This window comes from Pseudomonas sp. Irchel s3f10, from assembly GCF_900187515.1.
Lineage (GTDB): Bacteria > Pseudomonadota > Gammaproteobacteria > Pseudomonadales > Pseudomonadaceae > Aquipseudomonas > Aquipseudomonas tensinigenes.
On the sequence record NZ_FYDZ01000002.1, the window covers coordinates 157,545 to 183,584 of the forward strand.

The 26,040-nt window shown below is 57.9% G+C and carries 31 protein-coding genes; 12 read left to right on the forward strand and 19 right to left on the reverse strand.

The genetic code is table 11. The annotated features are described in order from the left end of the window. Positions 1-182 precede the first annotated feature (182 nt). Complete coding sequence (locus CKW17_RS05825; protein ID WP_095119133.1) at positions 183-794, reverse strand: BRCT domain-containing protein; 612 nt, start codon at positions 792-794, stop codon at positions 183-185. A gap of 365 nt (positions 795-1,159) precedes the next feature. On the opposite strand from CKW17_RS05825, the gene CKW17_RS05830 reads away from it, so the two are divergent. From CKW17_RS05830 to CKW17_RS05845, 4 genes are all read left to right on the forward strand, one after another. Continuing rightward, the gene (locus CKW17_RS05830) at positions 1,160-1,339 is read left to right on the forward strand and encodes a type II toxin-antitoxin system HicA family toxin (RefSeq protein ID WP_095049193.1); all 180 of its coding nucleotides are present in this window, start codon (positions 1,160-1,162) and stop codon (positions 1,337-1,339) included. A 36-nt stretch (positions 1,340-1,375) separates the two neighbouring features. Continuing rightward, entirely contained in the window at positions 1,376-1,783 is a 408-nt protein-coding gene (locus CKW17_RS05835; RefSeq protein WP_095119134.1) for a type II toxin-antitoxin system HicB family antitoxin, read from the forward strand. 144 nt (positions 1,784-1,927) lie between these two features. Further along, entirely contained in the window at positions 1,928-2,245 is a 318-nt protein-coding gene (locus tag CKW17_RS05840; protein WP_095119135.1) for a helix-turn-helix domain-containing protein, read from the forward strand. Continuing rightward, the gene (locus tag CKW17_RS05845; RefSeq protein WP_095119136.1) at positions 2,238-3,497 is read left to right on the forward strand and encodes a type II toxin-antitoxin system HipA family toxin; all 1,260 of its coding nucleotides are present in this window, start codon (positions 2,238-2,240) and stop codon (positions 3,495-3,497) included. Before CKW17_RS05840 ends, CKW17_RS05845 begins: the two co-directional genes overlap by 8 nt. 76 nt (positions 3,498-3,573) lie before the next feature. Here CKW17_RS05845 and CKW17_RS05850 read toward each other — a convergent pair whose 3' ends face one another. Then, positions 3,574-3,936: a DUF6124 family protein gene (locus tag CKW17_RS05850; protein WP_095119137.1), complete on the reverse strand. Its 363-nt coding sequence runs from the start codon at positions 3,934-3,936 to the stop codon at positions 3,574-3,576. 572 nt (positions 3,937-4,508) lie between these two features. On the opposite strand from CKW17_RS05850, the gene CKW17_RS05855 reads away from it, so the two are divergent. Continuing rightward, on the forward strand, positions 4,509-5,237 hold the full coding sequence (locus CKW17_RS05855) for a bifunctional 2-polyprenyl-6-hydroxyphenol methylase/3-demethylubiquinol 3-O-methyltransferase UbiG (protein WP_095119138.1): 729 nt from the start codon (positions 4,509-4,511) through the stop codon (positions 5,235-5,237). A 163-nt stretch (positions 5,238-5,400) separates the two neighbouring features. On the opposite strand, the gene tam is transcribed toward CKW17_RS05855, so the two are convergent. Beyond that, positions 5,401-6,171, reverse strand: coding sequence for a trans-aconitate 2-methyltransferase (gene tam / locus CKW17_RS05860; protein WP_095119139.1), 771 nt, complete (start codon positions 6,169-6,171; stop codon positions 5,401-5,403). A gap of 377 nt (positions 6,172-6,548) precedes the next feature. Between tam and CKW17_RS05865 the strand changes: the two genes are divergently transcribed. From CKW17_RS05865 to CKW17_RS05875, 3 genes are all read left to right on the forward strand, one after another. Further along, positions 6,549-7,052 (forward strand): inclusion body family protein, encoded by a 504-nt coding sequence (locus tag CKW17_RS05865; RefSeq protein ID WP_007911481.1) that lies wholly within the window; start codon positions 6,549-6,551, stop codon positions 7,050-7,052. 125 nt (positions 7,053-7,177) lie between these two features. Beyond that, complete coding sequence (locus CKW17_RS05870) at positions 7,178-7,714, forward strand: AidA/PixA family protein (RefSeq protein WP_095119140.1); 537 nt, start codon at positions 7,178-7,180, stop codon at positions 7,712-7,714. 121 nt (positions 7,715-7,835) lie between these two features. Then, positions 7,836-8,246 (forward strand): low affinity iron permease family protein, encoded by a 411-nt coding sequence (locus CKW17_RS05875; RefSeq protein WP_095119141.1) that lies wholly within the window; start codon positions 7,836-7,838, stop codon positions 8,244-8,246. A gap of 87 nt (positions 8,247-8,333) precedes the next feature. Here CKW17_RS05875 and CKW17_RS05880 read toward each other — a convergent pair whose 3' ends face one another. The 11 genes from CKW17_RS05880 to yiaY form a co-directional block, all read right to left on the reverse strand. Beyond that, a complete protein-coding gene (locus CKW17_RS05880) occupies positions 8,334-8,837 on the reverse strand; it encodes a DUF4142 domain-containing protein (protein WP_095119142.1) in 504 nt (167 codons plus the stop codon). Between the two features lie 76 nt (positions 8,838-8,913). Further along, positions 8,914-9,069 (reverse strand): KGG domain-containing protein, encoded by a 156-nt coding sequence (locus CKW17_RS05885; protein ID WP_007911485.1) that lies wholly within the window; start codon positions 9,067-9,069, stop codon positions 8,914-8,916. A gap of 160 nt (positions 9,070-9,229) precedes the next feature. Beyond that, entirely contained in the window at positions 9,230-9,868 is a 639-nt protein-coding gene (locus CKW17_RS05890) for a LysE family translocator (protein WP_095119143.1), read from the reverse strand. A gap of 60 nt (positions 9,869-9,928) precedes the next feature. Then, entirely contained in the window at positions 9,929-10,345 is a 417-nt protein-coding gene (gene fos, locus CKW17_RS05895; RefSeq protein ID WP_095119144.1) for a fosfomycin resistance glutathione transferase, read from the reverse strand. Between the two features lie 4 nt (positions 10,346-10,349). Next, positions 10,350-11,078 (reverse strand): hypothetical protein, encoded by a 729-nt coding sequence (locus CKW17_RS05900; RefSeq protein ID WP_095119145.1) that lies wholly within the window; start codon positions 11,076-11,078, stop codon positions 10,350-10,352. Between the two features lie 29 nt (positions 11,079-11,107). Beyond that, a complete protein-coding gene (locus CKW17_RS05905) occupies positions 11,108-11,842 on the reverse strand; it encodes a hypothetical protein (protein ID WP_095119146.1) in 735 nt (244 codons plus the stop codon). A gap of 350 nt (positions 11,843-12,192) precedes the next feature. After that, positions 12,193-13,524 (reverse strand): MFS transporter, encoded by a 1,332-nt coding sequence (locus CKW17_RS05910; protein ID WP_095119147.1) that lies wholly within the window; start codon positions 13,522-13,524, stop codon positions 12,193-12,195. A gap of 172 nt (positions 13,525-13,696) precedes the next feature. After that, entirely contained in the window at positions 13,697-14,623 is a 927-nt protein-coding gene (locus tag CKW17_RS05915) for a hydroxymethylglutaryl-CoA lyase (RefSeq protein ID WP_095119148.1), read from the reverse strand. Beyond that, positions 14,620-15,813 (reverse strand): CaiB/BaiF CoA-transferase family protein, encoded by a 1,194-nt coding sequence (locus CKW17_RS05920; protein ID WP_095119149.1) that lies wholly within the window; start codon positions 15,811-15,813, stop codon positions 14,620-14,622. Before CKW17_RS05920 ends, CKW17_RS05915 begins: the two co-directional genes overlap by 4 nt. Before the next feature lie 249 nt (positions 15,814-16,062). Beyond that, positions 16,063-16,974, reverse strand: coding sequence for a LysR family transcriptional regulator (locus CKW17_RS05925; RefSeq protein WP_095119150.1), 912 nt, complete (start codon positions 16,972-16,974; stop codon positions 16,063-16,065). Between the two features lie 68 nt (positions 16,975-17,042). Continuing rightward, positions 17,043-18,191, reverse strand: coding sequence for an L-threonine dehydrogenase (yiaY, locus tag CKW17_RS05930; RefSeq protein WP_095119151.1), 1,149 nt, complete (start codon positions 18,189-18,191; stop codon positions 17,043-17,045). A gap of 157 nt (positions 18,192-18,348) precedes the next feature. Here yiaY and CKW17_RS05935 point away from each other — a divergent pair, with 157 nt between their 5' ends. Then, positions 18,349-19,368, forward strand: a complete 1,020-nt coding sequence (locus tag CKW17_RS05935) for a DUF4917 family protein (RefSeq protein WP_095119152.1) — start codon at positions 18,349-18,351, stop codon at positions 19,366-19,368. Between the two features lie 97 nt (positions 19,369-19,465). On the opposite strand, the gene CKW17_RS05940 is transcribed toward CKW17_RS05935, so the two are convergent. Then, complete coding sequence (locus CKW17_RS05940) at positions 19,466-20,008, reverse strand: helix-turn-helix domain-containing protein (RefSeq protein WP_095119153.1); 543 nt, start codon at positions 20,006-20,008, stop codon at positions 19,466-19,468. Positions 20,009-20,114: 106 nt separating this feature from the next. On the opposite strand from CKW17_RS05940, the gene CKW17_RS05945 reads away from it, so the two are divergent. Next, positions 20,115-20,897, forward strand: coding sequence for an aldolase (locus CKW17_RS05945; RefSeq protein ID WP_095119154.1), 783 nt, complete (start codon positions 20,115-20,117; stop codon positions 20,895-20,897). Between the two features lie 22 nt (positions 20,898-20,919). After that, a complete protein-coding gene (locus CKW17_RS05950; protein WP_095119155.1) occupies positions 20,920-21,801 on the forward strand; it encodes a dihydrodipicolinate synthase family protein in 882 nt (293 codons plus the stop codon). 129 nt (positions 21,802-21,930) lie between these two features. Here the strand turns inward: CKW17_RS05950 and CKW17_RS05955 are convergent, their stop codons facing one another. The 3 genes from CKW17_RS05955 to CKW17_RS05965 all read right to left on the reverse strand — a co-directional run bounded on the left by CKW17_RS05955 (position 21,931) and on the right by CKW17_RS05965 (position 23,359). Continuing rightward, positions 21,931-22,275 carry a YegP family protein gene (locus tag CKW17_RS05955; RefSeq protein WP_095119156.1) on the reverse strand — a complete coding sequence of 115 codons (345 nt, stop codon included), beginning with the start codon at positions 22,273-22,275 and terminating at the stop codon, positions 21,931-21,933. 183 nt (positions 22,276-22,458) lie between these two features. Then, positions 22,459-22,764 (reverse strand): ribbon-helix-helix domain-containing protein, encoded by a 306-nt coding sequence (locus CKW17_RS05960; RefSeq protein WP_095119157.1) that lies wholly within the window; start codon positions 22,762-22,764, stop codon positions 22,459-22,461. 13 nt (positions 22,765-22,777) lie between these two features. Beyond that, the gene (locus tag CKW17_RS05965; protein ID WP_095119158.1) at positions 22,778-23,359 is read right to left on the reverse strand and encodes a DJ-1/PfpI family protein; all 582 of its coding nucleotides are present in this window, start codon (positions 23,357-23,359) and stop codon (positions 22,778-22,780) included. Between the two features lie 276 nt (positions 23,360-23,635). Between CKW17_RS05965 and CKW17_RS05970 the strand changes: the two genes are divergently transcribed. Further along, complete coding sequence (locus tag CKW17_RS05970) at positions 23,636-24,541, forward strand: DMT family transporter (RefSeq protein ID WP_095119159.1); 906 nt, start codon at positions 23,636-23,638, stop codon at positions 24,539-24,541. 66 nt (positions 24,542-24,607) lie between these two features. Here CKW17_RS05970 and CKW17_RS05975 read toward each other — a convergent pair whose 3' ends face one another. Further along, on the reverse strand, positions 24,608-25,825 hold the full coding sequence (locus CKW17_RS05975; protein ID WP_095119160.1) for an SAM-dependent methyltransferase: 1,218 nt from the start codon (positions 25,823-25,825) through the stop codon (positions 24,608-24,610). Positions 25,826-26,040 lie beyond the last annotated feature (215 nt).

The window sequence follows — 26,040 nt, forward strand, 5'->3', positions numbered from 1 at the left end:
CTCTAACGACAATCCTTGAGAAGCGTGCGAGGCACGAAATGGTGCCCATGCTCGGGATCTATGACGGGGCAATTCCATGACAATCGGATTCAAAGGGGAGTACGCAAGCCCATTCGCAGACTTCATCCGTAATGCGAAATCCCATGAAAAAAAGCGTGTTTACCGTGAAGTGCTGACCGCAGCTACCAAGAAGCAGAATGAGGTGATGCTGGCTGCATGTAACAAGCATTCGGCGGTTGGTGCAGTTTCAATGCGCAGGCTGAGCGACGTGATGACTTCAGGGGATTTCTCCCGTTGATCAGATTCAAGAATTGCTCTGAGTTGATGATGAAAGCTCCAGCCTCAAGTGCCTTGGAAACTTTGGTTGGCCCCGCATTTTCACCATAACAAAGAAACGTCAGCGTCTTGCCTGCCGTACTCATGACCTTCAACCCATATTCCAGTGCCTTTTGCTCAAGCTCAGCCCGTTGTGCAGCTGCGAACCCAGTGAAAAGAATTTGATTGATCCTACCCGGTGACATTTTCGGATCAGGCGTTTGCGAAGCGGCTTCTGAAGCAACGAGCGCCGGTGGCTTTCGATCGTGCTGAAGCCTCGGAGAAGGAGGAGCGGCCTCGTTTAAGAGCAGCTCAGCCCCAAGCAATACTTCGATGATGCGATCCTTGCGATAGGTTTTAGGAAAGGTATCGCTGTCCGATCGTCCTTGAATGTAAACCGAATTCTCTGACCATTGAATCAACTCCCGCTGACTTAAATCGCCCTTTGCATCTCTATAGCTGAATTTTAGAGTCGACATCCGTTTCACTCCCGTCTGACGATCACATGGCCAAATTCCATGCATTACTACGCTGGCTTTATCGAGAGGTGATTTCCTTTCAACAGGCTCGTTGAGTGTCCATGACTTTCGCCCATTAGAGTTCAACGTTAGCAGCCCGGGAGTGACGTCAGAAAAAGATGTGTTCCATTATTTTGCAGCGAAAGATCGCCACATGAACATGAGCAAAACCCGGTAACACACCCACCTCACCATCGCGTCTGCCTTACCTAGACTGCGGTAAGCGACCCCGCCCGTCAGCGGAAGACGACCGACCGGTGGTTATGGTGTTGATCATATTAATTCAATGGGTATAGTACCCACCAAGCACACCACAGGGAGGTGTTGTGAATAGCCGTTTTTTAATCGGCCAACTCGTCGCAGACGGTTGGTATCTGGTACGGATCAAAGGAAGTCACCATCACTTCAAGCATCCGACCAAACCAGGACTGGTCACCGTGCCACATCCGAAAAAGGATCTGCTGAAAAAAACGGCCATCAGTATTTTGCAGCAGGCGCTGCTTTGACCCTCTGAGTCATTTGCGCCATGGAGGACAACGAATATGCTCTACCCGATTGCGATTTCAATTGGCGATGACCAACACGCCTGGGGTGTAGAAGTCCCGGACATTCCTGGATGCTTTTCCGCCGGAGAGGATCTGGACGATGCCGTCGCCATGGCTCGCGAAGCCATCGAAGGTCATTTCGAGATTCTCGCGGACGACGACGTCCCCATTCCAGCGGCCAGCAAACTGAGCCTGCACGTAGCCAACCCGAAATACGCCGGTTGTGCATGGGCCGTGGTGGATATCGATGTGCTCAAGTATTTGGGCAAAGCCCAGAAACTCAACATCACTTTGCCGGGGCATTTGCTTAACCGCATTGACGAATATGTGTTGCACCACCCGGAAGAAAAAAGCCGCTCCGGCTTTTTGGCGTCGGCGGCTTTGAAAGTTTTGCAGCAGGGTTGAAACTTGTCGCGTCAACCTGTGCTGAGCTCATCCTACGCATTAAACCTAATTACATTTTCCTGTGAGTTAAATGATATTTTTAGGTTTAATCCACAGTATATTGTGTACTGAGAATCAAAACTGAACGCCGACGGTACACACGACATGCTGGATTTAAGCCTCACCACCGCAAGCGAGATCGTCAAACGGATTTGCCAACGCCTGCGCACAGAACGATTGGCTTTGGAGATGACACAGGCAGACGTGGCCGCTCGCGCGGGCATTGCGACGAATACGGTGTCAAACCTTGAAGCCGGTCGTAATGTGAGTTTCGACAACATGGTGCGAGTGGCGATGGTTCTCGGGCGCGAAAAGGAACTCGAAGGGTTGTTTCTGCCAAGGCTCGAAACTCTGGACGATATCATTCGCTACGAAAAAACGGCCAAGCGTCATCGCATCAAAAGGAAAGCCGACAATGCTTGAACAAGTTGACGTCTACTACGCGGGCTGGGGTGAACGTTGGCGGTGGGGCACACTTGCTACGACGAAAGCCCTGACCGGTCGCCCGCAGGTCATGTTTGAGTACAGCGATGAGGCAAAAAACAGAGGGCTGGAACTCTCCTCCTTGAGGCTTCCATTACAGGGAGCCAGGTTAAACCGAGATTTCCCGTCACATCAGTTGGGACTGCCTGGGCCGGTTTATGACTCGCTGCCGGATGGCTGGGGCATGTTACTGATGGACCGATTGTTCAAACGTCGAGGCCTCAACCCCGCGCGAATAGGCCCTTTGGAGCGGCTAGCCTACATTGGCAACAATGCCATGGGGGCCATGTCGTTTGAACCTGTTGCACCCGAGGCGCTGGAACCGCAAATGCATGTTCCCATCGAACTGCTCGCGTCCGAAGTGCAGGAGGTACTCAAAGGTAAAGGTGGAGAGCTTCTCCAGAAGCTGCTACTGGTCGGAGGCTCTCCACAGGGCGCCCGACCCAAAGCGCTGGTGTATCGCGATCCGCACACTGACGCCTTTACTACGGCTGCCACTCCCGGTTTCGAAGCCTGGTTGGTGAAGTTTCCGGCTCAGCAAGAACATCCCGAGGTGTGCGCCATCGAAATGGTCTATGCCGAATGTTTACGCTTGTGCGGTATCCAGACTCCTGACACTCGTTATTTCAGCCTGTCTGAGGGATTGGCCGCTTTTGCCACCAAACGCTTTGACCGCCAAAACGACTTGCGGGTGCCCATGCAGAGTCTTGCAGCCTTTACCGGTGCGGATTTCAGATCCCCAGGGGCGCTGGACTACGTCAATTTCCTGCGTGCGACTCATAAGTGCAGCAATGACGTACGAGAGAAAGCCGTAGCGTTTGAGCGGATCGTCTTCAATGTCGCATTCAACAACCGAGACGACCATCCGAAGAACTTTGCTTACATCATGTCGCCTGGCGGAGACTGGAAATTAGCGCCGGCCTATGACGTCACTTTCTGCGAGGGGCCGGGAGGCTATCACCAGATGGACGTGATGGGTGAAGCCTTGGAAATTGGAAGAGAAAACCTGCTCAACCTTGCAGTGGAGGCTGAAGTAGACGCCGCTACGGCCGCCGACATCATTGACAGATTTTGCGAGGTGGCTAGCCGATTCTCAGCCATGGCTGAAAGTTTGTATCCGGGTGTGATCACCCAGGAAACCTTGCGCACCATTCAACAACGCATCGACCAAAACATCGGGCTACTTGCCTGAGTTCGTGCTGCCAGTTAGCAGTCTCGAGAAACCGGCGCTAATTGGCCGGTTTCTTTGGCTTCTTAAAGCGTTAGGGTTAATCCGCCGGCACAACCTTATCCAGTGCCTGATTCACCGCCAATTCGCCCAAGATCACAACCTGCGCGATACCGAGTGCAGTCTTGCGGTGTGAGGTGTCCAGCAGCGCGGCGAAGTTGTTGAGCATGGTGGTGGCCGAGCCGAGTGTTTCGCTGGCGTTGGCCAGCAGAGACTCGGTGTCGTAGACAGGGTTGGCGAGGTACATCGGTTCGGGTTCGTGGGTGGAACCCATGATTCTGGCCGTGGGGCTGAGATAGTGGTCGAGCGCGCGTTCGGCGGCTTCGTGGAATTTCTTTGAGTTGGGTGATTCGTAGGGGGATGCCGGATCGGTTTCCGGCGGATTGGGCGTTACTTTGAACATTGGATTGAGACCTTTTAGTAAGGCCGCAACCGATCTCGCTACTAAACGGATGGGTGGCAGCTGTGCGCAAGTTAGTAGACCGGACCCCAATCCAAATCCGGCGCACCCGAGGGCGCCATGCGCACAGCCGCCATCAGGTGCAAGCATTCGCCTGACTGAGTGGTACTCATGCAGCTATTTAGATTGAGGATGCCGAGCTACTAAACCCGATCACTGGAAATCAGTGACGCGAACCAAGTTACCGACCGCCTACCAAGCGCACAAGCCGGCGGATTCTGGCGTAGCGGTAGGCAACGGCGCAAGGATTTATAGGCTTCAGGACGTAACACCGAACACTTATAAACACTGGCCACCGAGTGCGTTTAAGCAGCAAAAAACCTTGCAGAATTTTCTGACATTACAGATCCACAACACTCCATCGATTTTCACCTTCGTCTCGACCGACTAGCATTTCCCTATCAACCACCACCCTCCCCCTGCGCGGCCATCGACGAATACGTGCCATCACTTTCGAGGGATTCCACTCGCGGCCACTTTGCCGCTGACGATCGAACTCAAGAGAGCATTTCACCATGACGCAAAACATTTACGACGATCCCGAGTTTTTTCAGAGTTACAGCCAGATGAACCGCTCCATCGGCGGCCTCGACGCGGCGCCGGAGTGGCCAGCGCTCAAGGCATTGCTGCCATCCATGCACGGCTTGAACGTGGTGGATCTGGGCTGCGGTTATGGCTGGTTCAGCCGCTGGGCCATTGAGAATGGCGCGGCCAGTGTCTTGGGGCTGGATGTCTCGGAAAAGATGCTGGAGCGCGCGCGTGCGACCACGACGGCGGCGAATATTCGCTATGAGCGCGGCGATCTGGAACAGCTCGACCTGCCCGCCTGCAGTTTTGAACTGGCTTACAGTTCACTGGCGCTGCATTACATCAAGGATCTGCCGGGGCTGTTTGCGCACCTGTACGCGGCGCTGAAACCGGGTTCGCATCTTGTGTTTTCCATTGAGCATCCAATCTTCATGGCGCCGCGTAATCCGGGTTGGCTGGTGGATAGTGAAGGCAACAAGCGTTGGCCGCTGGACAGCTATCAGTTGGAGGGTGAACGGGTGACCAACTGGCTGGCTGAGGGCGTGATCAAGCAGCATCGTACGGTCGGGACATTGCTCAATTCGCTGATCGATGCTGGGTTTACCATTCGTCATGTCAATGAATGGGGGCCAAGCGAAGCGGAGGTGGCGGCGCAACCGGCGCTGGCAGAAGAGCGGGAGCGGCCGATGATGATGTTGGTGGCGGTGCAGCGCTGAGAAGCCCTCACCCTAACCCTCTCCCAGAGGGAGAGGGGACTGACCGCGGTGGCGGCACGAACTACGCCGACGTGCAAAATCGAGGCGAACTCAGGTTTTGCAAGCGACACCAAACGGCCCCCTCTCCCTCGGGAGAGGGCTGGGGTGAGGGGATCAATTTATTTCAGCGCGTCGCGACGATAAATAACCGTGGGAATGGCAGCAGTACCGAGCCATCCGTCAGCGCCGGATAAGCCTTCTCAACTTCCGCCAGATACTGCTCCAGGTACTGCGCCTTTTCCGCCTCAGTCAGCGGACTCAAAAACGGAATCAACCCGCTGCCCTTGAACCACTCCACCACCCCCGCCGCTCCGCCAGTTAGCTGATGGTGATAGGTAGTACGCCACACATCGACCCGCGCACAATGTGGCCGCAGCATCGAGAAATAATCGCCGGCGCTCGCCATGTCGGTACGCTGGCCCGCTGCACCCGCGAGTTTGCTGGCCCAAGGGCCATTCGCGGCGACTTCACGCATCAAGCGGTGGGAGGGTTCATTGAGGTTGTCCGGCATCTGGATCGCCAGACTGCCACCGGCCGACAACTTGCTGGCCAACGCCGGCAACAACGTCGCGTGATCCGGCACCCACTGCAACACGGCATTGGCGAAGATCACATCGAAGGGGCCTTCATCCGCCCATTGATCAATCTCCGCCACATCGAACTGCAACTGCGGCAAGCGCTTGCGTGCTGCATCGATCATATCCGCCGAACTGTCCAGCCCGCTGACTTTCGCCCCGGGAAAACGCTGTACCAGCAGCTCCGTCGAGTTACCGGGACCACAACCGATATCGACCACGGTTCGCGCGTCAGACGTGGGAATCGCCGCCAGCAGATCGCGGGCCGGGCGGGTGCGTTCATCTTCGAAAGCGACGTATTGTTTGGCGGACCAACTCATTGCGTTCTCCTGTCGGGGACATTTCAGCGGTTCGTCACGATACAGGGTGCGCAGCGAGCAGTTCCACAGCGGCTCGATTGCAAACGGTGTCAGACCGTCCTGCCTGCTTATAGCCAATAGGTCGGACCTTATGGATTCGACGACCGTCCGTCGAGCCAGACAAAAGCGATTTTGACAGCTAAAAAATCGTACCTATAGTCAAGGAGCGGCAATCGGAAGGAACCCGAATCAGTCGATTTCGTGCAAGGAGCATGGCCTGTTCATTTCTCGTGATCAGTGGGTTCCCCCAGTAGTGTGCTGGCAAAAGCCATACGGCAAGCAAGCGTCGTCGTGCCTGGATTGCAGTCCGACGTTCACTATGAAAAAGGAGCATCACCATGTCTCGAGTGACGGATATTCTGGTTTCCATCGACACCGAAACCATTTTGAAAAAGTATCCAAACATCAGCAAGGATCCGAAGAATCCCACGCTGATCGATTGGAAACATGTGTACATGGTCACCAATCAGGACAACGTCGTCAGTGGCCAGGCCGGTGGCGAACTGGATCTCAAGGCTCAGGTCGGCGATCTGATCCGCTGGCGTGAAACCAGCCTGTCGCAGAGCTTCGAACAGGCGGTGATTTTCTACAAATTCGTCCCCAACGCCGGAGAGAACCTGATCTCGCCGCCCTCCCCGCGCAAGGCCACAGCGTGCGTTGCTGTGCCCAACACGAGCAATCCATCCGTACCAAGCTGCCAGAAAGTCGACAACCACTATTGGTCATCCGAAACCCTCGACTGTGGTCGCGTGACCTATCACTTCCACTTCCTGATCGTCGACCGCAACTGCCAGATCATCGGCTGCTGCTCGTGGGATCCGTTCATCTCCATCCATAACTGATGATGTGTCGAGCCCTTTGGTGACAAAGGGCTCGACACATCCGCTGCCGCTGCGCCCGGAACAGGATGTCTTACCTTGACCGAAGCGGCTGTCGTCTTGTGCCAACATCATGAAAGGAATCCATGATGACCAGCGAACCGATCCCTTCCTCATCCGCCGTCACCGACGCACACAATGTGTTGCTGATCGTCGATGCCGAATCAGTGCTGACGCGTTATCCAAATCCGAGTCTGGACGCTACCGCGCCGACGAACATTACCGATGGATTTATCTTTTTCGCCATTGGTAATAACTCGAAAGAAATAGTCATAAATGACAGCACAATAACAATCCCGGTCGAAATTGGCCGCGAACTGCACATTCGCGGCCGATCCATCAGCCTGATCGCCGAACACAGTGTGGTTGTGTACCGCATGACAGTGGCTGACAGCGGCGTGCTTTCCGAACCTGACTTGCAAATTCATACCAACCTGACGGTGCCCGCGCCCAACCCGGACGACCCGACCACCCCGGGCAGTCGAAAAGCTGACGACCACTATTGGACCTGCACGCCGAAGAAACCTGGCGATGTGCAATGCGAACTGAGTTTCATGCTGGTCAATCAGCAGTGCGAGGTGGTGGGTTACTTCCACTCGACCATCGACATCGAACTCGAGGTTTAGAGTACTAATACTGAAACCGGTCGGGAGGCCGGTTTTTCAGGGACATCTAGCACATCAATAGAATTTTCATAACGCCCCCAATGTCTGAATTTCAAGCACTCCCCCAATAAGGAACACCGCTATGAAATTCGCAAAAATCTCCCAGAAGCTCGCGATGGTGGCCGGTAGTCCCAAGACCTTCATGGGCGCGTTGATCCTGATCGGGTTGTGGGGACTGAGCGGGCCGATCTTTGACTACAACGACACCTGGCAACTGATCATCAACACCTCGACCACCATCATCACGTTCCTGATGGTGTTCCTGATCCAGAACACGCAGAACCGCGATACCGACATCCTGCATTTGAAGATCGATGAATTGCTCTTGGTGACCAAAGAAGCGCAGAACGCGATGCTTGGGCTGGAGGCGCTGGATTTGGAGCAGTTGGAGGCGTTGCGCAGGCACTACCGCTCGTTGGGCGAGGGTGAGGTGTTCAATCTTGAGGGGCTGGGCGAGAAGAGTAAGTCGAAGCAGGATTTGAATGAGTGTTGAGGATTGAAATCAAAAGATCGCAGCCTTCGGCAGCTCCTACAGAAACAGGTGTAGGAGCTGCCGAAGGCTGCGATCCTTTGATCTTGATTAGCGACTGGCCTGTAACTGGCGAGCCTTCTCCAGATGACTCTGCAGCTTCGGCAGTGTCTCGTCGGCAAACGCCTTGATCTCCGGCACGTCAGTGTTCTGTGCCTCTTGCTGAATCTGCTCGATGGCCTCTTCAGTGGCTTTGACCTGACTGGCGGCGTAGGCCTGATCAAAGGAGGCGCCGTCGGTTACTTGCGGCATCAATTCCTTGGCCTTGTCGGCCAGTTCTTCACGCGGAGCAACCGGCAGGTCGAGCTTCTTGGCGATTTTCGCCAGGTGCTGGTTGGCCGTCGTGCGGTCGTTGATGACGACGATGGTGTAGTCCTTGACCTCTTTGGATTCGGCTTTGCTATGGGCCAGACGACTGGCTTCGATGTCGGCCATGCCTTTGGCGGAGGCATCGTTGATGAAATCGGCGGGCGACTGGGCAAAAGCACTGCTGGCACACAGGCCCAACAGCGATGCAAAACTCATGGTGCGTATACGGGTGGCCATCCGGCTCATGGTCGCGCCCTCCTTACTTGCGAAATTCAAGCGGGAGCTTACGCCCCCGCCTCTCAATCAAAACTACCTTCACCGACTACTTCGACTTCTGAGCGGGCTTGCGGCCCATATCTGGTTTTGGCTCTTTGTCGACAGTCGTTGTGGTGGTTTTCCCACCTTTGCGACCAGCTTCAGAGGCCTTGGTTCGATCGTTGGCGAAGTTTCCCGAGTTCGAGTTTCTTGAATTAGGCATGATTCTCTACCTCTTGGTAATGATCGTGGCGAGCAGGTGCCCGCCTAGATTGAGAATTTTATGGCCGGCAAAGGTTTAGAAAAATTGCAGTTGTCGCGACGAACGGCGCCGCTTTACCTACCCTGCCTGAGCGCTTGATTGTGCATCCCTGCACACATCTTCAAGCCTTGTTCGGCATCAGTCCCGGGAGCGCATGCATCAGCGCGTTGATGGCAAAACCGATGAACATCACGCCGCACAAGCGGGTGATAAGCAACTCATGACGCTGATACAGCGTGCGTACCCGTTGCGCGCCGACCACGCCAATCAGAATAGCGTAGGCCAGCAGGCCACCGAGGAAACTCAGGGCAATCAGCGCCGGCAGCATCGACCAGTTGAGCAGTTCGGCGCGGCTCGACAGCAGCGCGGTGAACGTGGCGACCGCCACCGGATAAGCTTTGGGATTGGTCAAACCGAACAGAATGCCGTGCCAGAACGGCTTGCGCGCCGCGCCCTGGGGTTCGTCGCCGTTGCGACGCTGGGTCCGCACCGCGCGCCAGCCGAGCCAGAACAGGTACAAGCCGCTGAGCACACCGAGCACATCAAACGCGGTGCTGCCGATTTCCCGGGCACCGACAATCGCGATCAGCGCCGTGCTGCACCAGACCACATCGCCGAGCAGATGCCCGCAAAGAAACCCCGCCCCGGCCCGCCGCCCATGGGCTGCGCCGATGCCGAACACCGCCAGTACACCCGGCCCGGGCGTTATCCCGTAAATGAAACCCGAGGCCAGCACGGCCATTAGCAACGATGGAGTCATGGAAAACCTGCAAGCGCCAGAACACGTGGCCGCCAGTCTATAACAGACAAATGTGTCTGATCATGACTCGTCGTAAAAACGCATGCCGGCGTACGGTTTTTGCCGACACGCTGCCAGCCGTGATGCGAGATCGCCGACATGGGCTTCGAGCTTGTGGCCATCGGGATCAAGGAAGTAGAACGATGCACCTTCGCTGCGGTTGTCGCGCCACTCCTGCACATTCGCCGCTTTCAGCTTTGCTACGAACGTTGAGAAATCGGCTGCATTGAGGCTGAACGCGTAATGGGTGTAATCGGCGCACGGTTCGCTTGAGCGCGTTGAATCAAGCGACAAACACAACCACAGCCCGGGCAGCGACAGATAGGCACCGGCGTCCCACGTGGCTTCAACGCGCAGCTGCAACACATCGCGATAGAACGCAAGGCTGCGGTGCAAATCGCTGACCGCGAGTGTCAGGTGGTTGAGGCCGGTGAGCATGCGGTCAATAACCTCTGAGGTCTTCGGGGACGATGTATTGCTGGCCGTCGTAGGTCAGGACGACGCGAGTTTTCTTCATATCGATCGTTTTCGAGATGCACTCCTTGCCCGACAGGAAGGATTTGTAAACTGAACCACTCGAGCTGACGATCAGATCGGCAAAACCATGGTGGCTCGTCGCGCCGATATCAACAGTCCTGCGGATTTGCGTGTCTTCGGTGGCACACTCATCCGTCCCTTCGCCGAACTCCTTGCGAATCACCAAGCCTTCCAGCACCGGGCGCAACTTGTTGCCTTCGCGCACATATAACGCCAAATCGGTTTTTGCGTAAGGATTGGCTCTGGAGCCGTGACTGGCGAATTTCGAACGCAATCCGAATGCACGGACATCTGCTGCCAATCGGTAACGGGCCGTATCGATCGTCAGATCGTCGAAACTAATGGCATCGGAATTGTAGGCACCCGGCTTTGCATAGGTAGCGAGGCTCTTGCCGCTTGTCGAACTGACGAGCGCCAGTTCCAGATCGAATACCCCCATCTCATCGTCGCCCGAGTCCGAGAGAAATGAAGACTTCGCCGCAATCGACTGGTCGTTGTACGCCGGCCACGCTTTGCAGCGCGAAAGGGAATGGCCGTCGAACTTCTTCACTTCGCAAGCGGCCTGGGCTTGAGCGGCCATCGTCAAAAGGCCCATTGCGATGAAAGCGCCCAGCAGTGTGTTACGCGAAATCATTGTTCTTCCTTGAGTAGAAAAAATCTGTCTTAGAGGCCTTTGAAATCTTCAGGCATTACGTAGTTTTTGCCGTCATAGCGAAGTGTCGTCAAGACCGGTTTTTGCGTGACGGTATTGGATACACACGCCTCGCCTTCGCCCTCGCCAACGGTCGAGCTACGGATCGTTTTGATCATAAGATCGGCAAAGCCATGGCTGCTGGTTTTGGCCAGCGCTACGGTTCGCGTAGTCTCGTAGCGCTCTCCCGCACAATTGCCATCCCACTCTCCGCCATACTCATAAACCACCAGCCGATCCATGACAGGACGCAATGCGTTGCCGTCTTTCACATAGAGCGACAACCAGGTTTCATCCAGAGGATTCACACGGGAAGAGCCTTTGAATCGAACCCGAACGCCAAAGGCCTGCAATTGCGGCGCGAGCTTATAGCGGGCGGTATCGAATTTCAGTTCATCAAGCGCAATGGCATCCACAGAGAATGCCGAGGACTGATAAAAGCTCGCTAACGGCTTGGAGTCTGCACTCGCCACCAAGGCCAAACGCAGATCGTAAAGCCCTATAGTATCTGACTCGCCGTACACCGGATCGGGCGAGAAGTTTGCGGCAGCGGTGAGCGTCAGCCCTGGATATGCTGGCCAATCCTTACAGATGGAAAAATCCATCTCATGCGCCTTTGGCGCCGGCGTGCAATCGGCAACTGCCTGCCCCGCCAGCAACCACCCGCACAATGCCGCACACCCGATCCAGCCAGACTTCACTGTCACTTCCCGCTCCTTGAGCACTTTTCAGCCGCGCACTATCCCCTGCTGTATCGGCCCTTTCAACCGAATCATCAGTAAACCAAAGTGCATTGCCCGCTTGGTAGCGAGAAATCGTTGACGGCGTTGCGGGTGTTGGGACGATGTTGGCGATTGCCAGGGTGGTGTTGATTCGTGTGTTTGAGAAAAATGGGGTGGCTGTTAACTGATGGAACCAATCCGTGATTTATCAGTGTCTGGAAGTCAGTCTTCGCGAGCAGGCTCGCTCCCACAGGTGCCGAATTCCAACTGGAGAAATGCGATCAAATGTGGGAGCGAGCCTGCTCGCGAAAGCGTCATTGCAGGCGCCGCAAATCTCAGAACCTATCGAGCGTGCGCAATTTCTGCGGCAAGCCCCATAACAGCAGCGCCGCCGCAATCAGCGCCGCCACGCCAATCACATACAGCGCCGGCGTGGTGCTACCGGTCAGATCCTTGATCCGCCCGACCATCACCGGGCTGACGATCCCGCCGAATTGCCCCAGCGTGTTGATCACCGCAATCCCGCCCGCCGCACCAGCGCCCGCCCCGGCCAGCAACTTCGGTGGCAGCGTCCAGAAGCTCGGAATCGAGGCGATGATCCCGGCGCCAAGCAAGCCAAGAGCAACGATCAAAAACGTGGTGTGGCTGGCGAAAATCCCGGCACTGAAAAAGCCGATCGCGCCGACGATGACCAGCCCGGCGACAAATTTGCGCCGCTCGCCCGTCGCATCCGACAAACGCCCGATCACCACCATACTGATCGCCCCGCAAATGTACGGAATCGCCGTCAGCAGACCGATCATCACCGGGCTCTCCGTGCCGGCGCTGCGGATCAATTGCGGCGCCCAGAAATTCAAACCGTAGGACGCCACCTGGATCAGAAAGTAGATCAGCCCCAAGGTCAGAAAACCGGGAATCTTCAGCGCTGCAAGCAACGAACCACCACTCTTGTGCGGCTCATGCTGGGCGATGCGACTGGAGAGCAACTTCTTCTCGTCCGCAGTCAGCCAGTGCGCATCCTCGATGCGATCCTTGAGCTGCGTCAGCACCAGAAAACCGAGGCCGATGCACGGCACACCGCCAAGCAGGAACAGCCAGTGCCAGCCGCGCATTTGCAGCACGCCGTCGAGGTGTTCCAGCACCAGCCCGGAGAACGGTGCGCCAACCAGCCCGGCGAACGCCGAGGCGAGAAACAGCATCGAGGTGATGCGGCCACGGAAATGCTGCGGGAACCACAGCGTCAGGTAATACAGCACGCCCGGGGCGAAACCGGCCTCCATCGCACCGATCACAAAGCGCAGCGCGTAGAACTGCCATTCGCTGTTGACGAACACCATCGCTGCCGTCGCCACGCCCCAGGACATCATGATTCGCGCGATCCAGCGCCGTGCACCGACCTTGTAGAGCATCATGTTGCTCGGCACTTCGAACAGCACGTAACCGACCACGAACAACCCGGCGCCGAGACCGTAAGCGGTGTCGCTCAGGCTCAGGTCGGTTTGTAACTGAAACTTGGCGAAGCTGATGTTGATGCGGTCGAAAAAGGCGAACAGGTAGCAGACCATGATCAGCGGCATCAGGCGCCAGGCGACTTTGCTGACCAGGGCTTTTTCGGCGTCGTGATCGACGGACGGACTCGCGCCCGCCTCCATTACATTGAGGCTCATAGCTTTTCTCCAGGCGGACTGCCAGTGGGCGTCCGATTGTTTTTGTTGTCTGGTATGCGTTTTTAACTGTAGGTGTGAGCCTGCTCGCGATAGCGGTGTGTCAGGCAGCGTTTGCGGTGATTGATACACCGCTATCGCGAGCAGGCTCACTCCTACAAGGGGATTGGTGTTTTCAGGTGGGAATCGGGTGCAGGTCGCAGTTGCGTCCGGCCTTGGCCAGTTGGCCGGGGACTTCGTGGCCCAGCAGATCCGGCAAGCCACGAGAGAGTTTCAGCAGCAACGGCAAATCGATGCCGGTGTGAATGCCGATCTCATCGCACAGGTTCACCAGGTCTTCAGTGCAGATATTGCCCGACGCGCCCGGCGCAAACGGGCAGCCACCGAGACCACCGAGCGCCGCATCGAACCGCCGCGCCCCGGCCTCGTAAGCAGCCAGCACATTGCACAGCCCCAGACCCCGAGTGTTGTGGAAATGCAAAGTCAGATCGGCCGGCGAAACCCGCTGCAACACCCGCCGCACCAAGCGATCCACCTGTCGCGGATTGGCCATGCCTGTGGTGTCGGCGAGGGTAATACCCGCGATGCCGAGTTCCTGATAAGCGTCGACGATTTGCAGCACGCGATCCTCGTCAATCTGACCTTCGAACGGACAACCGAAGGTTGTAGCAACGCTACCATTGAGGCGCACACCGGAACCGCTGGCGAACGAAACGATGTCACCGAACGCCGCCAACGAGTCTTCACAGCGCATGCGCATATTGGCCATGTTGTGCGTCTGGCTGGCGGACATCACCAGATTCAGTTCATCGGCACCCGCCTCCAGTGCACGCTGCGCACCTTTGAGGTTGGGAATCAGCGCGACGTAAATCACCCCAGGCTGTCGCTCAATGCCAGTGAAAACCTGCTCGCCATCACGCAGCGCCGGAATCGCTTTCGGCGACACGAACGAGCCGGCCTCGATACGGCTGAAACCGGCCAGTGACAGCTGATTGATCAGGGCGATCTTGTCAGCGGTTTCCACCCAGGTCGGCTCGATCTGCAAACCGTCGCGCGGCGAGACTTCCTGGACGATCAGGGTTTGCGAATAGTCCGTGATCATTGCACCACCCCTTGGCTTTTCAGGCGTTCGATGTCGAGTTCAGTAAGGCCAAGGCCGGCAAGAATACCGTCGGTGTGCTGACCGAGTGTCGGCCCCGACCAGTTCACCTCGCCGGGGGTTTCCGAAAGTTTCGGGACGATGCCGGGCATCTTCACCGTTGCGCCGCCGGGCAATTCGGCATTGAGCAGCATGTCGCGGGCCTGATAGTGCGGATCAGCGACGATGTCGGCCACCGAATAGATGCGCCCGGCCGGCACTTCAGCCGCTTCCAGCGCCGCGAGCACGTCGTCGATCGGCAGGCTGCTGGTCCAATGAGTGATGGCGGCGTCGAGCAAACCGCTCTTGGCGGCGCGGCCGTCGTTGTGGGCGAATTCTTCTGCATCAGCCAGGTCATCACGGCCAATGGTTTGCATCAGACGCTTGTAGATCGGGTCACTGTTGCCGGCAATCACCACATAGGCCCCGTCAGCCGTCAGGTAAGTGTTGGACGGTGCGATACCCGGCAACGCGCCGCCGCTGCGTTCGCGGACATGGCCCTGCATGTCGTATTCCGGCACCAGACTTTCCATGACGTTGAACACGCTTTCGGCCAGCGACACGTCGACGATCTGCCCGCCGCCCTGCCCGGTCTTGACCCGCAACAACGACATCAGCGCGCCGATCACCGCGTGCAGCGAGGCCAGCGAATCGCCGAGACTGACGCCGACCCGTGCCGGTGGCGAACCGGGAGTGCCAGTGGTGTAACGAATGCCGCCCATGGCCTCGCCGATCGCGCCAAAGCCCGGACGGTCGCGGTACGGGCCGGTCTGGCCGTAGCCGGAGATGCGTACGAGGGTGAGATTGGGGTTGAGCGCGTGGAGCACGTCCCAACCCAGACCAAGTTTTTCCAGCGCACCGGGGCGCAGGTTTTCGATGATCACGTCAGCGTCGCTGGCCAGTTGCTTGACCAGTTCGATGCCTTCGGCAGATTTCAGATTGAGCGCCAGCGATTTCTTGTTGCGTGATTGCAGGTACCACCACAGCGACGTGCCTTGGTGCAGCTTGCGCCATTTGCGCAGCGGGTCGCCCTGACCCATGGCTTCAATCTTGATCACCTCGGCGCCGAACTCGGCGAGCATACGCGCGGCAAACGGCGCGGCGATCAGGGTGCCGATCTCGATCACTTTGATCGCACTCAAAGGGGCAGTCATCGCGGGGTACCTCTTGTTCTTGGAATATGCACCAAGGCTAGAGGAACGATGATCGGGCAATCCAGCCGTCTCTCGGCAATGGGCGTTCGCCAAATGCGAACGCTCAAAGGTGATGTGGTGAATTCAAGTCAGTCATCGCGAGCAGGCTCACTCCTACAGGTTTCGTGGCGGCTGCAGATTCTGTGTTCAACAAACATCCACTGTGGGAGTGAGCCTGCTCGCGATGAGGCCGGCCCATTCATCGAAAATCTATGAGGCTCGCCCCCGCAAATGCTCAAACAACAACCGACTCACCGGCGACAACCGCGCCTCATCGCGCACCACCACAATCAACGCACGATCCGACCAGTCGTCCGTCAACGGCACCGCGTGCAACCCCAGTGCCTGACCAAACAGTTCATACGCGCGCTGCGGCAAGATGCCGATACCCATGTTGGCCTGAACCATCCGGCACACCGCATCGAACCCCGGCACATGAATGCGAATGCGCAGGACTTTGCCGGCCTGTCGCGCCGCCGCGTGAGTACGCATGTTTATTGAACTGGCGGCATGCAATCCGACGTAGTCGCTGTCGAGCGTTTCAGCGAACGCCACCGATTCGCGCGAAGCCAAAGGATGCTCCGGCAACATCACCACCAGCAGTTTGTCCTGACGGTACAACACGCTGTGCAGGCCTTTGATGTCGCTGTCGTTGGAGCAGATACCGAGATCCGCGACGCCATCGAGCACGCCTTGAATCACCCCGGCGCTGGGCCGTTCTTCAAGATCGGTCTTGACCTGCGGATGCTGCGCGGAGAAGTCGCGCAAGTCTTCGGGAAGAAACTGAATGATCGCCGAGAGGTTCGCCAGCATGCGCACATAACCCCGTACACCGTGGCTGTGTTCGCCGAGTTCCAGGCCCATTTTCTCGACGTTGAACAGCATCTGCCGCGCATGGTGCAGCAAAGTTTCCCCAGCCGGGGTCAGCGTCATGCCCTTGGCCTGGCGCACGAACAGACTGATCCCGAGCGCCTCTTCCAGCTCCATCAGCCGTTTGCTCGCCGCCGACACCGCGATAGCTTCGCGCGAGGCGGCGCGGGTCAGCGTGCCCTCTTCGTGCACGGCGACAAACAGTTGCAGGGTGATCAGGTCAAGGCGGCGGATCAGGCTTTTTTGCAGCATGCGAGACTCGGCGAGGGTGGCGCGAACGGGCCTTGAGCATAACGCCGTTCGCCATCGCTGTACCCGTCTCAGAACGCGTTGCGAAAGATCTCCTCGATCTGGCGTTGATCCGCCGCCCGAGGATTGGTCAGCCCGCAGGCGTCTTTCAGGGCATTGCTGGCCAGTAGCGGGATGTCGGCGAGTTTGGCGCCGAGTTCACGTAAGCCACCGGGAATCTCAACGTCTTTGGCCAGGCAACGGATGGCGCTGATGGCCGCTTGCGCGCCTTCTTCCGGACTGCAACCACGAATGTCGGCGCCCATCGCGTGGGCCACATCGGTCAGCCGCTCGGCACAGACCAGCGCATTGAACGTCTGCACGTGGGGCAGCAGCACGGCGTTGCACACGCCATGGGGCAAGTCGTAGAACCCGCCCAATTGATGCGCCATCGCATGCACGTAACCGAGCGAGGCATTGTTGAAGGCCATGCCGGCGAGGAACTGCGCGTACGCCATGTTTTCCCGCGCGGCGAGGTCGCTGCCGTCGCGCACGGCCAGGCGCAGGTTGTTGCTGATCAGGGTCATTGCCTTCAGCGCGCAGGCATCGGTGATCGGATTGGCAGCGGTCGAGACGTAGGCTTCGATGGCGTGGGTCAACGCATCCATACCGGTGGCGGCGGTCAGGCCTTTGGGCATGGCGACCATCAATTCCGGGTCGTTGACCGACAGCAGCGGTGTGACGTTACGGTCGACGATGGCCATTTTCACGTGGCGCGATTCGTCGGTGATGATGCAAAAACGAGTCATCTCGCTGGCGGTGCCGGCAGTGGTGTTGATGGCGATCAGTGGCAGTTGCGGCTTGCTCGATTGATCAATGCCTTCGTAATCACGGATCTGTCCGCCATTGGTCGCGCACAGGGCAATGCCTTTGGCGCAGTCGTGCGGCGAGCCGCCGCCCAGCGACACGACGAAATCGCAGCGACTTTCCTTGAGCAGCCCCAGGCCCGACTCGACGTTGGCGATACTCGGGTTGGGTTTGGCGCCGTCGAAGATCACCGAATCGATGTCCTGCATCGCCAGTTTCTCGGCGACCATCGTCGCCACGCCAGCCTTGGCCAGCCCCGCGTCAGTGACGATCAACGCTTTGCGAAAACCGTAGTTGCGAATGGCGACCATGGCTTCGTCGAGGCAGCCGTTGCCCATGATGTTTACCGCCGGAATGAAAAAGGTGCTGGTCATGCGCGCATCTCCTGACAGGGGGCCGAATCGACTGCTCCGGTTCGGCGGATAGACACAGCATCGACCGATCGGTCACGAGTGATGTTGATCTGGCTCAATGCCCGCTCGTGATAAAGTCGCCGTCCATCAGCCCCTATGTTTTGAGACCGCCTACGCAATGACCGATTTTCTCGATGTCGACGCCAGCCTCGAAGACTGGAACACCCTGCGCGCCGCGACCGACTTCAGTGGCTTGCTGGTGGGCAACGGGGCCAGCCGCGCGGTCTGGGACGACTTCGGCTATGACTCGCTGTTCGAGAACGCCCGCACCGTCGAAGAAAAACCGCTGAGCCCATCGGAACTGGCGGTGTTCGACGCGATGCAGACGCGCAGTTTCGAACAGGTGCTCGGCGCGCTGAAAACCACCAGCCGGGTCAACAAAGCGTTGGCCGTCAGCTCAGCGGCGCCGCGCAACCGTTACTACGCGATCAAGGAAGCGCTGATCAACACCGTGCACGCCGTGCACATTCCGTGGCGACTGGTGAAGCCTTCGACGCTGAAGGTTTTGAATGAAGAACTGGCGCGCTATCGCACGGTGTTCACCACCAATTACGACTTGCTCAACTACTGGGCGCTGCAGCACCACAGCGAGGCCATCGACGACCTGTTCAACGGCCCGAATGCCAGTTTTGATGTGAGCGAAACTGCCACCGGCAAACCGCGCTTGCTGTACCTGCATGGCGGTCTGCACCTGGTGCGCAATCAGGACGGCACCGCGCGCAAACTGACGTCAACCGAAGGCACGCTGCTCGGCAGTTTCGCCATCAACAACACGATCAAGACACTGGATGACGTGCCGCTGTTCGTTACCGAAGGGCCGAGTGCGGACAAGCTCAAGACCATTCGCAGTTCGGATTATTTGTCGTTCTGTTATGCGCAATTGCTGGGACATGGCGGCGGTTTGTGCATCTTTGGTCATGCCTTGGGCGAGCAGGATGCGCACATCGTGCGAGCGCTGCGCCTGGCGAAACCTGCGACGCTGGCGATCTCGATTTATCCGCGCAGTGCGGCGTTTGTTCAGCATCAGAAACGGCATTACGCGAAGGTGTTCGAGGGGACGGGTGTGGAGTTGCGGTTTTTTGATGCGAAGAGCCATGCGTTGGGGAATCCGAAGTTGTCGGTGCCCGTCGAGGTTTAAAGCAAGATCAAAAGATCGCAGCCTTCGGCAGCTCCTACAGTTGGAATGCGTTCCCCTGTAGGAGCTGCCGAAGGCTGCGATCTTTTGACTCTAAGGTTCATTCTTCGGCGCTGTGCACCACCACCAGCAACTGCGCCTGCACATCCCCGACCGATCTGATCCGGTGCGGTTTCTGCGCATTGAAGTGCAGCGCGTCGCCGCGCTCCAGCAGCACCTTCTCGTTCATGAAATCCACTTCGACCTGCCCTTCGTGGACGAACAGAAACTCCTCGCCCATATGCTCCTTGAAGGTTTTGTCAGTGAACTCGCTCGGCGGGTAGATGATGAACGGCAGCAGGTTGCGTTCGCTGACCTGATGGGCCAACACGGCATACCCGGGACTCTGATCATTCGCTGCCAGTGACTGCCGTTCGTGGCTGCGCACCAGGCTGTAGCTGTCGAGGCTGACGTTGTCTTCGGAGAACAATTCCTCGACTTTTACATTCAGCGCTTTCGCCAGTTTCAACGCGGCAGCAATCGACGGGGTGTTCAGCCCGCGTTCGACTTTGGACAGATAACTCTTGGTCATGCCGGATTTTTCGGCCAGTGCCTCAAGGGTTACGCCAAGTTTTTTTCTCAATAATTTCAAACGGATAGACATGCGCGGCGGTTATTCCAGCAAGGAAGCGACGATTTGTGCTTGCCAATGACACTTTGTGTCATATAGCCTCTTTCGTGTCATTTGCTCTCACCCAAAGGACACGGACATGGCCAAGACATTAGCACTACCCAAAGACCAACTGGTCAAGCAAGCGCTGACCCAGATGCAAAAAAGCCTGGCGGATAATACGTGGACGGACCGGCAAAAGCTGGCCCTGACCTGCCGGATTCTCTTCGAGAACGGTCACGACTCAGGTCTGGCCGGGCAAATCACCGCCCGTGGGCCACAGCCCGGCACCTATTACACTCAGCAATTGGGCCTGGGCTTCGACGAAATCGCCGCGAGCAATTTGTTGCTGGTCAACGAGGATCTGGAAGTTCTCGAAGGTCACGGCATGGCCAACCCGGCCAACCGTTTTCACAGCTGGGTGTACCGCGCTCGTCCGGATGTGAACTGCATCATTCACACCCACCCGACCCACGTCGCGGCGCTGTCGATGCTGGAAGTGCCACTGCAGATTTCCCACATGGATTTGTGCCCGCTGTACGACGACTGCGCATTTCTCGAAGGCTGGCCGGGCGTGCCGGTGGGCAATGAAGAGGGCGAGTTGATTGCCGGTGCGCTGGGCGACAAACGCGCAATTCTGCTTTCGCACCACGGTCAGTTGTCGACCGGTACGACGATTGAGGAGGCCTGTGTCATCGCCCAACTGATCGAGCGCGCGGCCAAACTGCAACTGCTGGCGATGGCCGCTGGCACGATCAAGCCGATCATTCCCGAGCTGGGCCGCGAGGCGCATGACTGGATCGCCAAGCCGAAACGCCACGCCGCCGCCTTCAACTATTACGCTCGGCAGAACCTGCGCCAACACGCCGATTGCCTGAACTGAAACCTGTTACGGAGAAATTCCCATGTCCACTATTCACGGCATTATCGGCTACACCATCACCCCGTTCGGCGCCAATGGCGAAGGGCTGGATCTGCCCGCGCTCGGCCAATCGATCGATCGTTTGATCGACAGCGGCGTCCACGCCATTGCACCACTGGGCAGCACCGGCGAAGGCGCTTACCTGAGCGATGCGGAGTGGGATCAGGTTGCCGAATTCAGCATCAAACACGTGGCCAAACGCGTGCCAACCATCGTCAGCGTGTCTGACCTGACCACCGCCAAAGCCATACGCCGCGCGCGTTTCGCTGAAGCCCACGGCGCCGATGTGGTGATGGTGCTGCCCGCCTCGTACTGGAAGCTCACTGAGGCAGAAATCCTCGCCCACTACCGCGCCATCGGCGAAAGCATCGGCGTGCCGATCATGCTCTATAACAACCCGGCCACCAGCGGCACCGACATGTCGGTTGATTTGATTCTGCGCATCGTCAACAGCGTGGAAAACGTAACCATGGTCAAGGAGAGCACCGGCGATATTCAGCGCATGCACAAACTGCAATTGCTCGGCGAAGGTCAGGTGCCGTTCTACAACGGCTGCAATCCGCTGGCACTGGAAGCGTTTGCCGCCGGGGCGAAAGGCTGGTGCACAGCGGCGCCGAACTTGATCCCGCAGCTGAACCTGGATTTGTATGAGGCCGCCATGGCTGGGGATCTGGATCGCGCGCGGGATTTGTTCTATCGCCAGTTGCCGCTGCTGGATTTCATCCTCAAGGGTGGCTTGCCGGCGACGATCAAGGCTGGGTTGCGGCAGACCGGGCTTGAGGTGGGTGATCCACGTTTGCCGGTATTCCCGCTGAGTGAAGCGGGCCAAACGCAGCTGCAAACGATCCTGAAATCCCTGCGCTGATCTCACTGACACCACAAAAAACAATGTAGGAGTGAGCCTGCTCGCGATAGCGGTGGATCAGCTGAGCATGTATCGACTGACCCACCGCTATCGCGAGCAGGCTCACTCCTACAAAGGAATGTGGTGAATTTAGAGCACCGGCAAGGTCTTGTCCTTGATCACTTTGCTCGGTCCGTTCGCCTTCACACTGGCAATGCCTTTGTCGCACGCCGCATCCGATGAATAGGATTCGCTGCTGCCGATGATCTGATGATTGGCCGCTTTCAGATTGAAGTACGGATGGCCGTCCTTCGTCGACTTCCTCTCATAGCGCTCATCCAGCGGGCTGTTGGTTTGCACCGCCGCGATGCCGCCGTCGGCCGCAGCGCGAGTGGTGTACAACTCGCTGGTCAGAATCGTTTCGGCATTCGCCGCTTTCAGCAGAAACCTGAACTGGCCGTTGCTGCTTTTACTGAGTTCGTACCATCCGGACATGCTCGTTGCTCCTTGGCGATTGAGATATTTCGCGCAAATGAGTAAAGACCAGCCCCAGACTTCTGTCGCCTGTACCGGCCCCTTCGCGAGCAAGCTCGCTCCCACATGGGACCGCATTCCAGTTGCAGAACGCGGTCGAAAGTGGGAGCGAGCTTGCTCGCGAAAGGGTCACTGCGATGCTGGCTATTTCACCACCGCCCGCACCACCGACAACTCCGGCGTACTCACCCGCCGCTGACTCAAATACCGCGTACAACTCACCCGCAGGAACGAGGCAAAATTAACCACCTCCCCGCGATAATCCATTACCTCTTCATACAGCTTGGCGATCAACTGGTTGGTGGTCATGCCATCGACCTCGGCGATTTCGCTGAGGATGTCCCAGAACTGATTCTCCAGGCGCAACGTCGTCACCACGCCGCAGATGCGCAGCGAACGCGAGCGAGATTCGTAGAGAATCGGGTCAGCCTTGACGTAGAGCTCGCACATCGGCGAATCCTCGTTACAGGGTGATTTTAGTGCCGAGCAAGCCGAGAAAACCGGCCAGCCAGTTCGGATGCGCCGGCCATGCCGGGGCTGTGGCCAGATTGCCTTGAACGTGGCCGTCCGTCACCGGAATATCGATGTACGTACCGCCCGCCAGACGCACTTCCGGCGCGCAAGCCGGATAGGCGCTGCATTCGCGGCCTTCAAGTACACCCGCCGCCGCGAGCAGTTGCGCACCGTGGCAGACGGCGGCAATCGGTTTGCCGGCCTTGCCGAAGGCACGCACCAGGTCGAGGACTTTTTCGTTGAGGCGCAGGTACTCCGGCGCACGGCCGCCGGGGATCAGCAGCGCGTCGTAATCGGCATCGTTGACCTTGGCGAAGTCGAAGTTGAGGGCGAACAGGTGACCGGGTTTTTCGCTGTAGGTCTGATCGCCTTCGAAATCATGGATCGCGGTGCGCACGGTTTTGCCGGCAGCCTTGTCCGGGCACACGGCGTGGACGGTGTGACCGACCATTTGCAGGGCATGGAACGGCACCATCACTTCGTAGTCTTCGACGTAATCGCCGACCAGCATCAGAATCTTTTTCGCAGCCATGGGGAGGACTCCTCTGGGGAATGCTTGGGAGTATTGAAGGTAGACCTTATCCGGAGGCTCGGGTAACAACCGGCTACTACCTGAGACCGTGTCATCGTTCTTCGCGAGCAAGCTCGCTCCCACATTGGAATGCATTCTCCTGTGGGAGCGAGCTTGCTCGCGAAGGGGCCTTCAAACTGTACGCCTAAGTCCGTGCCTAGCTGTAACATCCCGAAATTCGCGGATTATGGCTAGATGAGGACACCTTCCAATTCCCTACGATTCTGGTCTCCCCTCATGTCCTCGCGCGAAAACACCGGCATGGCCCTCGGCCTGCTCGGCGTGGTGATTTTCAGCCTCACCCTGCCCTTCACCCGCATCGTGGTGCAGGAACTGCATCCGCTGCTCAACGGTTTGGGCCGCGCACTGTTCGCAGCAATTCCGGCGGCGCTGCTTCTGTTATGGCGCCGCGAGAAGTGGCCGAGCTGGCAGCAGGTCAAAGGCCTGAGCCTGGTGATCGCCGGGGTGATTCTGGGTTTTCCGGTGTTGTCGGCGTGGGCCATGCAAACCTTGCCGGCGTCCCACGGTGCGTTGGTCAACGGCCTGCAACCGCTGTGCGTGGCGCTGTATGCCGCGTGGTTGTCCCATGAGCGCCCGTCAAAAGCCTTCTGGGCCTACGCGGCGCTGGGCAGTGCGTTGGTACTCGGTTATGCGTTGTATACCGGTGCCGGTAGCATTCAGGCGGGTGATTTGCTGATGCTCGGCGCGATTGCCGTTGGTGGACTGGGCTACGCCGAAGGCGGCCGCTTGGCCAAGGAGATGGGCGGCTGGCAGGTGATCTGCTGGGCGCTGGTGCTGTCGACGCCGCTGTTGATCGGGCCGGTGCTGTATCTGGCGCTACAACATCAGGGCGCGGTGTCGCCCAGGACCTGGTGGGCGTTTGGTTATGTGGCGTTGTTTTCGCAGTTTCTCGGCTTCTTCGCCTGGTACGCCGGGCTGGCCATGGGCGGCATTGCCCGGGTCAGTCAGATCCAGTTGCTGCAGATTTTCTTCACCATCGCGTTTTCGGCGCTGTTCTTTGGCGAACATGTCGAACCGATTACCTGGGTGTTTGCGTGTGGCGTGATTGCCACCGTCATGCTCGGTCGCAAGACTGCGGTGAAATCAAATGTGGGAGCGAGCCTGCTCGCGAAGGGTCCGTAACAGCCAACATCATCGTTGACTGTCAGTCCGCTTTCGCGAGCAGGCTCGCTCCCACAGGGTTTTGTGTCAGGCGAGGTAGCCGTCAGCGCGCAGCAAGGTTTCCAGGCAGTGCTCGCTGATGTTGTAGAAGTCTTTCAACTCCTGAATCTTCACCAACAACTGCGCCGGATCCACCGGCTCGGCGCGCTTCACTGCCAGAATCATCTTGTTCTTGTTGGTGTGATCCAGCGAGATGAACTCGAAGACCTTGGTCTCGTAACCGCAGGCCTCAAGGAACAGCGCACGCAAACTGTCGGTGACCATTTCAGCTTGCTGACCGAGGTGCAAACCGTATTGCAGCATCGGCTTGAGCAGCGCCGGGCTCTGGATCTGCAGGCGGATCTGTTTGTGGCAGCACGGCGAGCACATGATGATCGACGCGCCGGAACGGATGCCGGTGTGGATCGCGTAATCGGTAGCGATGTCGCAGGCATGCAGGGCGATCATCACGTCCAGCTCGCTCGGCGCCACGCTGCGCACGTCACCGCACTTGAACACCAGGCCCGGATGATCGAGCTTCGCTGCGGCGGAGTTGCACAGGTTGACCATTTCTTCGCGCAGCTCGACGCCGGTGACCTCGCCCTCAGCCTTGAGCGTGTTGCGCAGGTAATCGTGAATCGCGAACGTCAGATAGCCCTTGCCCGAACCGAAATCCGCCACGCGCACCGGTTTGTCCAGCGCCAGCGGCGACGAGGTCAGGGCATGGCTGAACACTTCGATGAACTTGTTGATCTGCTTCCACTTGCGCGACATCGCCGGGATCAACTCGTGCTGCGCGTTGGTCACGCCCAGATCCTTGAGGAACGGTCGGCTCAGCTCAAGGAAGCGGTTTTTCTCGCGGTTGTGCTCGGCGGACGGAGCTTCGCGCAATTGCTGAGGTTTGCTCTTGAACAGCGAAGATTTGCCCTTTTTGCTGTATTCGAGCTGGGCTTCGTCAGTCACCGCCAGTAAATGGGCATTTTTGAACGCGGCTGGCAGTAACGCGGCAATCGTCGCCACGCCTTCGCTAAGCGGCAGGTTTTTGGTGATGTCGCGGGTTTTGTAGCGATAGACGAAGGACAGATTCGGCTGCGCCTTGACTGTCACCGGTTTGATGATGACCCGCTGCAAATCCACTTCTTCGCCGACGTACTTGGCCAGCACCAGTTTGATGAAGCCGTTCTGTTCGAGGCTGGTTTGCAGCAGCTCGATAAACTGGGCGTGGTGATCGGGCGCAGGCTGGGTGGCAGGAGCAGTAACGGACATGGAAAAGCGGCCTCGGACGGGCGAAATCGGGAATGGCGGGTATTTTAGGGGGGATAGGGGTTGGGGACACGCTCTTATTTACCGAACGGTTGTTAGAAGCGCCCTCACCCTAGCCCTCTCCCAGAGGTAGAGGGGACTGACCGAGGTGTTTTCACGCGTACGCCAACCTGAAATACCGAGTCGAACTCAGGTTTGAACGAGTTGCTTTGAATCCA

Coding starts and splice junctions, on each gene's coding strand:
- CKW17_RS05825 (WP_095119133.1), bottom strand. CDS start 794: ATGTCGACTCTAAAATTCAGCTATAGAGATGCAAAGGGCGATTTAAGT.
- CKW17_RS05835 (WP_095119134.1), top strand. CDS start 1,376: ATGCTCTACCCGATTGCGATTTCAATTGGCGATGACCAACACGCCTGG.
- CKW17_RS05840 (WP_095119135.1), top strand. CDS start 1,928: ATGCTGGATTTAAGCCTCACCACCGCAAGCGAGATCGTCAAACGGATT.
- CKW17_RS05845 (WP_095119136.1), top strand. CDS start 2,238: ATGCTTGAACAAGTTGACGTCTACTACGCGGGCTGGGGTGAACGTTGG.
- CKW17_RS05850 (WP_095119137.1), bottom strand. CDS start 3,936: ATGTTCAAAGTAACGCCCAATCCGCCGGAAACCGATCCGGCATCCCCC.
- CKW17_RS05855 (WP_095119138.1), top strand. CDS start 4,509: ATGACGCAAAACATTTACGACGATCCCGAGTTTTTTCAGAGTTACAGC.
- tam (WP_095119139.1), bottom strand. CDS start 6,171: ATGAGTTGGTCCGCCAAACAATACGTCGCTTTCGAAGATGAACGCACC.
- CKW17_RS05865 (WP_007911481.1), top strand. CDS start 6,549: ATGTCTCGAGTGACGGATATTCTGGTTTCCATCGACACCGAAACCATT.
- CKW17_RS05870 (WP_095119140.1), top strand. CDS start 7,178: ATGACCAGCGAACCGATCCCTTCCTCATCCGCCGTCACCGACGCACAC.
- CKW17_RS05875 (WP_095119141.1), top strand. CDS start 7,836: ATGAAATTCGCAAAAATCTCCCAGAAGCTCGCGATGGTGGCCGGTAGT.
- CKW17_RS05880 (WP_095119142.1), bottom strand. CDS start 8,837: ATGAGCCGGATGGCCACCCGTATACGCACCATGAGTTTTGCATCGCTG.
- CKW17_RS05885 (WP_007911485.1), bottom strand. CDS start 9,069: ATGCCTAATTCAAGAAACTCGAACTCGGGAAACTTCGCCAACGATCGA.
- CKW17_RS05890 (WP_095119143.1), bottom strand. CDS start 9,868: ATGACTCCATCGTTGCTAATGGCCGTGCTGGCCTCGGGTTTCATTTAC.
- fos (WP_095119144.1), bottom strand. CDS start 10,345: ATGCTCACCGGCCTCAACCACCTGACACTCGCGGTCAGCGATTTGCAC.
- CKW17_RS05900 (WP_095119145.1), bottom strand. CDS start 11,078: ATGATTTCGCGTAACACACTGCTGGGCGCTTTCATCGCAATGGGCCTT.
- CKW17_RS05910 (WP_095119147.1), bottom strand. CDS start 13,524: ATGAGCCTCAATGTAATGGAGGCGGGCGCGAGTCCGTCCGTCGATCAC.
- CKW17_RS05915 (WP_095119148.1), bottom strand. CDS start 14,623: ATGATCACGGACTATTCGCAAACCCTGATCGTCCAGGAAGTCTCGCCG.
- CKW17_RS05920 (WP_095119149.1), bottom strand. CDS start 15,813: ATGACTGCCCCTTTGAGTGCGATCAAAGTGATCGAGATCGGCACCCTG.
- CKW17_RS05925 (WP_095119150.1), bottom strand. CDS start 16,974: ATGCTGCAAAAAAGCCTGATCCGCCGCCTTGACCTGATCACCCTGCAA.
- yiaY (WP_095119151.1), bottom strand. CDS start 18,191: ATGACCAGCACCTTTTTCATTCCGGCGGTAAACATCATGGGCAACGGC.
- CKW17_RS05935 (WP_095119152.1), top strand. CDS start 18,349: ATGACCGATTTTCTCGATGTCGACGCCAGCCTCGAAGACTGGAACACC.
- CKW17_RS05940 (WP_095119153.1), bottom strand. CDS start 20,008: ATGTCTATCCGTTTGAAATTATTGAGAAAAAAACTTGGCGTAACCCTT.
- CKW17_RS05945 (WP_095119154.1), top strand. CDS start 20,115: ATGGCCAAGACATTAGCACTACCCAAAGACCAACTGGTCAAGCAAGCG.
- CKW17_RS05950 (WP_095119155.1), top strand. CDS start 20,920: ATGTCCACTATTCACGGCATTATCGGCTACACCATCACCCCGTTCGGC.
- CKW17_RS05955 (WP_095119156.1), bottom strand. CDS start 22,275: ATGTCCGGATGGTACGAACTCAGTAAAAGCAGCAACGGCCAGTTCAGG.
- CKW17_RS05960 (WP_095119157.1), bottom strand. CDS start 22,764: ATGTGCGAGCTCTACGTCAAGGCTGACCCGATTCTCTACGAATCTCGC.
- CKW17_RS05965 (WP_095119158.1), bottom strand. CDS start 23,359: ATGGCTGCGAAAAAGATTCTGATGCTGGTCGGCGATTACGTCGAAGAC.
- CKW17_RS05970 (WP_095119159.1), top strand. CDS start 23,636: ATGTCCTCGCGCGAAAACACCGGCATGGCCCTCGGCCTGCTCGGCGTG.
- CKW17_RS05975 (WP_095119160.1), bottom strand. CDS start 25,825: ATGTCCGTTACTGCTCCTGCCACCCAGCCTGCGCCCGATCACCACGCC.